This window comes from Achromobacter sp. RTa (genome assembly GCF_000757485.1).
Lineage (GTDB): Bacteria > Pseudomonadota > Gammaproteobacteria > Burkholderiales > Burkholderiaceae_B > Achromobacter.
Map to the genome: position 1 here is coordinate 20,991 of NZ_JPYO01000038.1, position 6,258 is coordinate 27,248.

The following is a 6,258-nucleotide window of genomic DNA, read 5'->3' on the forward strand; positions in this document are numbered from 1 at the left end:
GCTCCGTGGCATTCCGATGATGCAGCGCACGCTTTTTGCATGGGCGCCTTGGACAATTGATATGAAACATGCTGTCTTCCTCTTTCGCGCGCTGGCGCGGGTCTGCATAGCCGCCAGCCTGCTGGCGGGCGCCGGCGCGGCGCAGGCCGAACGGCTCAAGGACCTGGCCTCGATCCAGGGCGTGCGAGGCAACCAACTGATCGGCTACGGCCTGGTCGTGGGCCTGGACGGCAGCGGCGACCAGGTGCGCCAGACGCCGTTTACTCAGCAAAGCCTGACCAACATGCTGTCGCAACTGGGCATCACGGTGCCCGCGGGCAGCAATATGCAGCTGAAGAACGTGGCGGCCGTCATGGTCACCGCGACCCTGCCGGCGTTTGCCCGGCCCGGCCAGACGCTGGACGTGGTGGTGTCTTCGATGGGCAATGCCAAGAGCCTGCGCGGCGGCACTTTGCTGATGACGCCGCTCAAGGGCGCCGACAGCCAGGTCTACGCCATCGCCCAGGGCAATATCCTGGTGGGCGGCGCGGGGGCTTCCGCGGGCGGCTCCAGCGTGCAGATCAACCAATTGAACGGCGGCCGCATCAGCGCGGGCGCCATCGTCGAGCGTTCCGTGCCCACCACGTTCTCGCGCGACGGCTACATCCACGTGGAGCTGAACAATACGGATTTCGGCACCGCGCAAAACGTGGCGGCGGCGTTGAACAAGAAGTTCGGCCAGGGCACGGCCACGGCCCTGGACGGCCGTGTCGTGCAGGTGCGCACGCCCATGGAGCAGGCGTCGCAGGCGCGTTTCCTGTCGTTGGTGGAAGATCTGCAGGTCGCGCGCGCGCCCACGGTGGCCAAGGTGATCATCAATGCCCGCACCGGCTCGGTCGTCATGAACCGCACGGTCATGATCGAAGAGGCGGCCGTGGCGCATGGCAACCTGTCGGTGATCATCAACCGCCAGAACCAGGTTTCCCAGCCCGACACGCCGTTCACCGAAGGCCAGACGGTGGTGGTGCCGAACACCCAGATCGAAGTGCGCCAGGAAAACGGCGCCTTGCAGCGCGTGAGCACCAGCGCCAACCTGGCTGACGTGGTCAAGGGCCTGAACGCCCTGGGCGCCACGCCGCAGGACCTGCTGTCCATCCTGCAGGCCATGAAGTCCGCGGGCGCCCTGCGCGCGGAACTGGAAATCATCTGATGGCGATGGCATACGGCAATGATGCGGCGCGCGGCGCCCAGCGGCAGGATTCGGTCTTCGACATGGGGCGTCTGTCGGACCTGAAGCGCGACGTCAAGAAGGACCCGGCGGGCACGGAGCAGCAGAAGCAGGTCGCCAAGCAGTTCGAGGCCCTGTTCCTGCAGATGATGCTCAAGCGCATGCGCGAGGCCACGCCCAAGGAGGGCCTGTTCGATTCGCAGCAGACGCAGATGCTGCAGTCGATGGCCGACGAGCAACTGGCGCTGCACCTGGCCACTCCCGGCATCGGGCTGTCCCAGGCCATCCTCGCCCAGATGCAGGAAGGCAAGCCGGGCGATGTGCCGGCGGACGCCATCAAGCGCATCGGGCAGGGCGGGGACCTGGATTTCCGCACTGGCGGCTCGCGCGAGGTGTCGGCGCTGTTGAACGTGATGCGCAACAACCGCGCCAGCGATCGCGCCCTGGCTGCGGCGGAGGGGGCGCCCGGGCACGTCGTCGACTTTGTGTCGAAGATGTCGCGCGCGGCCAATCTGGCGGCGCAGGAGAGCGGGGTGCCCGCCCGCCTGATCATGGGCCAGGCGGCGCTGGAGTCCGGCTGGGGCAAGCGCGAGATCAAGTACGCGGACGGCAGCACCAGCTACAACCTGTTCGGCATCAAGGCAGGCTCCAGCTGGAAGGGCAAGGTCGTCAATGTGCTCACGACCGAATACGAAGACGGCGTGGCAAAAAAGGTGACGCAGCCATTCCGCGCCTACGCGTCCTACGAGGAATCGTTCGCGGATTACGCGCGCCTGATCGGCAACAGTCCGCGCTACGAAAGCGTGACTCAGGCCCGCAACGAGGTCGAAGCGGCCCGCCGCATCCAGGATGCGGGCTACGCGACAGATCCGCAGTACGCCCAGAAGCTGATCGGCGTCATGAGCCAGTTGCGGGGCGCGGCTTCCAAGGTGGAAATTTCTCGCCGGATGTTGGAAGGACTCTAAATTCGGGCCATCTCCTGCCGTTAATGGAGTATCCAGTCATATCGGTTGCGGTTAAATACGGGGCATTGTCAGCATGAATTTGTACAAAACGGCATTGGGCGGGCTGAACGCGGCTCAGGCAGGCCTGGCAACCACCAGTCATAACATCAACAACGCGACGACGGTCGGTTACAACCGCCAGCGCGTCATGGTTTCCACCGCCGGCGCCCAGGCCACCAGCAACGGCTACATCGGCCGCGGCGTGCAGGTGGACACCGTCGTGCGCAGCTACGACAGCTTCCTGTACAAGCAGCTCGTCGGCGCGCAAGGCAGCGGCGCCCAGCTTCAGGCCCAGCTGGACCAGGTTTCCCAGGTCAACAACCTGTTCGCGGACCGCACGGTGGGCATCGCGCCCGGCCTGAACAACTTCTTCACCAGCATGAATACCGTGGCCAGCAAGCCCGCGGATCCGGCCGCGCGCGCCGACCTGCTGGGCAAGGCCAACAGCCTCACCACGCAAATCCGTTCGGCCTACACCGAAATGCAGAACCAGCGCGAAGGCTTGAACACGCAGATCACGACGACGGTGGAGCAGGTCAACAGCTACCTGGCCCGTATCGACGACCTGAACAAGCAGATCTCGCTGGCCACCGGCAAGGCGGGCGGCAGCCCTCCGAACGACCTGCTCGACCAGCGCGACCAGGCCGTGATGGAGCTGAACCAGCTGGTCGGCATCACCACCTACGAGCAGGGCGACAAGATCAATATTTCCCTGGCTGGCGGCGGCCAGGCGTTGCTGTCCGGCGAAACCATCTATCCGCTGCAGGCGGTGCCCTCGACCAAGGACGCTGGCCGCACGGTGCTGGCCTATACGCTTCCGGCCGGTTCGGGCAAGACGGTGGCCGTCGAGCTCAACGACAGCGAAATCACCGGCGGCAAGCTGGGCGGCCTCTTGCAGTTCCGCTCCTCGTCGCTGGACGTGATGCAGAACCAGCTGGGCCAGATGGCGGTCGGGCTGGCGCTGTCGTTCAACGAACAGCACAACAAGGGCCTGGACCAGAACGGCAACCCGGGCACCGATTTCTTCAGCATCGGTTCGCCCGAAGGCGTGCCCAATACGCAGAACAAGAGCAACGCGCAGATCTCCGGCGAGTTCACCGACCTGGCGAACATCAACGCCAAGGACTACGAGATTTCGTTCGACGGCACGAATTACCAGGTCGTGCGCCTGCCTGAAGGCGCGCGGGTCTATAACGGCCCCGCCACCGGCACGCCGGCCACGCTGGACCTGAGCAGCGAGATGGGCGTGACGCTGACGATCGACGCGCCGCCCCAGGCGGGCGACAAGTGGTCGCTGTCGCCCACGCGCAATGCCGCGCGCGACATCGATGTGCTGATCAGCGATCCGGACAAGATCGCCGCCGCCGACGCCGAGGGCGGAGACGCCAACGGCAAGAACGCGCTGAAGCTCGCGCAGCTGGAAAACGCCAAGGTGCTGGGCCACGGCACCATGAGCACGACCGATATGTTTGCGCAGGTCGTGAACACCGTGGGCGTGCAGACCGCGCAGGTCAAGGCGGCGGCCACGGCCCAGGTGAACCTGATCAAGCAGACCGCGGCTGCCCAGCAGTCGGTGTCGGGCGTCAACCTGAACGAAGAATACGTCAGTCTTTCGCTGTATCAAGAGCAGTACCAGGCCAGCGCCCGCATTATCGATGTGGCCAGCACCATTTTCGACACGCTGCTGGGCCTGCGCGGCTGATTGGACCGTTGAATTGTGATGACTAAAGAGATTTCCGGAGTTGCACCATGCGCCTGAGCACCACGATGATGTACACGAACGGCCTGAGCGGCGTTCTCGCTCAGGAATCCGACATGAATCGCCTGGTCGAGCAGATCGGCAGCGGACGCAAGAACCTGTCGCCTGCTGATGATCCACTGGCGGCGGCAATGGCTATTGGAGTTGCACAGACGCAGAGTATGAATTCGGCGTATGCAATGAACCGCCACACGGCCAATACCAATCTAGGCCAGGAAAGCAATACCCTGGATGCGGTGACGACCGCGTTGCAAGAGGCGCGCACCCGCATTGTCCAGGCGGGCGGCATACTGTCCGACACCGACCGGCAGGCGCTGTCCACGGCCCTCAAAAGCACGCGCGAGGCATTGCTTGGTCTGGCGAATGCAACGGACGGAAATGGCCAGTATCTGTTCTCGGGAAATGACGGCAACGTAATGCCGTATTCCAAGGACGCGTCGGGCAAGATCGTCTATAGCGGGTCGGTGGGTGAGCGGACTGTCCAGGTCGATCAGAGCCGGCAGCTTTCCACCAGCGATCTGGGCAAGGACATCTTCGGCCGCGCCAACCCCGGGTCGCAGGCCTACGTATCTTCGGCTCCCGGCTCCAACGCCGGCACGGCGGAGTTCGGCGCCGCCTCGGTGACCCCGGGCAGCCCGAATCTGGGCAAGAATTTCGCGGTGGAGTTCGTAGCCGACCCCGTTTCCGGCGGGATGGGGTACCGCGTCACCACCACCGATGCCGACGGCAACAACCCCGTCACCGTTCCGGACGCTACGCAGCCCCCGACGCCTTATGTCGAGGGCGCAACGATCGATTTCGGCGGAGTCTCCGTGGCGATCAAGGGCGCTCCTGAGGCGGGCGACGTGATCAATGTCGAGAGCATCCAGTCGGCGGACATGGACGTGTTCGCCACTTTGGACACCTTGATTGCAGCCCTGGATGCGCCCAGCGCCGGCGATCCGGTCGCCACGGCGCGTCTCAACAACGCATTGGCGACCGCCAACAAGAAGCTGGCGAATACCTACGACAACGTGTTGACGGTGAATGCCTCGGTGGGCGCTCGGATGAACGAGCTGGAAGCACTGGACGCCACCGGAACGCAGAAGGGGCTGTCGTACGCCAAATCGTTGTCGGACCTGGAGGAGTTGGACTATTACCAAGGCGCGAGCCAGCTTGCATTGCGCCAGGTTGCGCTGCAGGCGGCATCAGCCGCGTTCATGACCATTCAGGGTTCGAGTCTGTTTAGCCGCAAATAAGGCGGTGCAGTTCCAGGCCGCGCCTGCGGGCGCGGCAATTAGCGCACTTGCGGACGCTGCCGGCCCTGGGCCGGGGCGTCCGTGGTTGCGTGCACGGTAGGAAAAATCGGTTCACGTCGCTCAACGCTCGGATATTTCATGCTTGTCAATTTGAAAGTGCGCACCTGCCTGATCCTGGTGCTAATGCTCTTCACCATCGCCATGTTCGTATCCAATGGCGTGGCGTGGATGGGGCTGAACTCCAGCAATCAGAAGCTGGAGCAGGTCAATAGCGCCTACTCGACGCAGGCGACGCAGTTGAACCGGGCCTACAGCCTGTTCCTGCGCGGCCGCCTGCTGCTGGCGACCTCCCTGATGGACATGCAGCAAGGCAAGACCGAGCAGGCGACCAGCCAGGCCCGCCGCGCCGAAGGGCTGATGCAGGAAGGCGCCAAGGCGCTGGACGCCTACCGCAAGGCTCCGCGCCTGCCGGGTTCCGAGGCGGTCAATGGCAAGCTGGAAAGCGCCTACAAGGAGTTCGACGGATTGTTCAAGCGCCAGGCGCAGGCCTTGTCGTCCATGGCGATACAAGAGTATCTGGACCTGAACGACGCCGGCAGCGCGGCGAACACCGCGCTGCGCGAGGCGGTGGGCGGCGTGCTGGACTTCGTGGATTCGAGCACCGATGAGCTGGTCGTCCAGGCCGGCGTCGCCCATGGTGTGTCGCGCACGGTCACCATCGTCATGCTGGCGATCTCCCTGGCGCTGGCGCTGGGGTGCTGGCTGTTCATCAGCCGCACCGTGCTGCGTCCGTTGCGGGAGGCCGGCAACCATTTCGAGAAAATCTCCGCGGGCGACTTCACCGGCCGCATCGAAGTGCGCAGCACCAACGAAATCGGCCACCTGTTCGCGGCGATCAAGCGCATGCAGGAGAGCCTGACCCGTACGGTGGCATCGGTGCGCCGCGGCGTGGAAGAGATCAATGTGGGCTCGCGCGAAATCTCCGCGGGCAACGCCGATCTGTCCAGCCGCACGGAACAGCAGGCGGCCTCGCTGGAAGAGACCGCGGCG

Annotated in this window: 5 protein-coding genes; all 5 read left to right on the forward strand. The window is 64.5% G+C overall.

Going from position 1 to position 6,258, the window contains the following annotated elements; all coding sequences use genetic code 11:
• The first annotated feature begins 61 nt into the window (after positions 1-61).
• Positions 62-1,189 (forward strand): flagellar basal body P-ring protein FlgI, encoded by a 1,128-nt coding sequence (locus JL37_RS15350; RefSeq protein WP_043545125.1) that lies wholly within the window; start codon positions 62-64, stop codon positions 1,187-1,189.
• A gap of 5 nt (positions 1,190-1,194) precedes the next feature.
• Positions 1,195-2,172: a flagellar assembly peptidoglycan hydrolase FlgJ gene (gene flgJ, locus JL37_RS15355; protein WP_043545137.1), complete on the forward strand. Its 978-nt coding sequence runs from the start codon at positions 1,195-1,197 to the stop codon at positions 2,170-2,172.
• A gap of 73 nt (positions 2,173-2,245) precedes the next feature.
• Positions 2,246-3,913, forward strand: a complete 1,668-nt coding sequence (gene flgK, locus JL37_RS15360; protein ID WP_043545126.1) for a flagellar hook-associated protein FlgK — start codon at positions 2,246-2,248, stop codon at positions 3,911-3,913.
• Between the two features lie 47 nt (positions 3,914-3,960).
• Positions 3,961-5,208, forward strand: a complete 1,248-nt coding sequence (flgL, locus tag JL37_RS15365) for a flagellar hook-associated protein FlgL (protein WP_043545128.1) — start codon at positions 3,961-3,963, stop codon at positions 5,206-5,208.
• 138 nt (positions 5,209-5,346) lie between these two features.
• A partial coding sequence (locus JL37_RS30510) for a Tar ligand binding domain-containing protein (protein WP_156124319.1) occupies positions 5,347-6,258 on the forward strand: 912 nt, incomplete at its 3' end.

Coding starts and splice junctions, on each gene's coding strand:
- flgL (WP_043545128.1), top strand. CDS start 3,961: ATGCGCCTGAGCACCACGATGATGTACACGAACGGCCTGAGCGGCGTT.
- flgJ (WP_043545137.1), top strand. CDS start 1,195: ATGGCATACGGCAATGATGCGGCGCGCGGCGCCCAGCGGCAGGATTCG.
- flgK (WP_043545126.1), top strand. CDS start 2,246: ATGAATTTGTACAAAACGGCATTGGGCGGGCTGAACGCGGCTCAGGCA.
- JL37_RS15350 (WP_043545125.1), top strand. CDS start 62: ATGAAACATGCTGTCTTCCTCTTTCGCGCGCTGGCGCGGGTCTGCATA.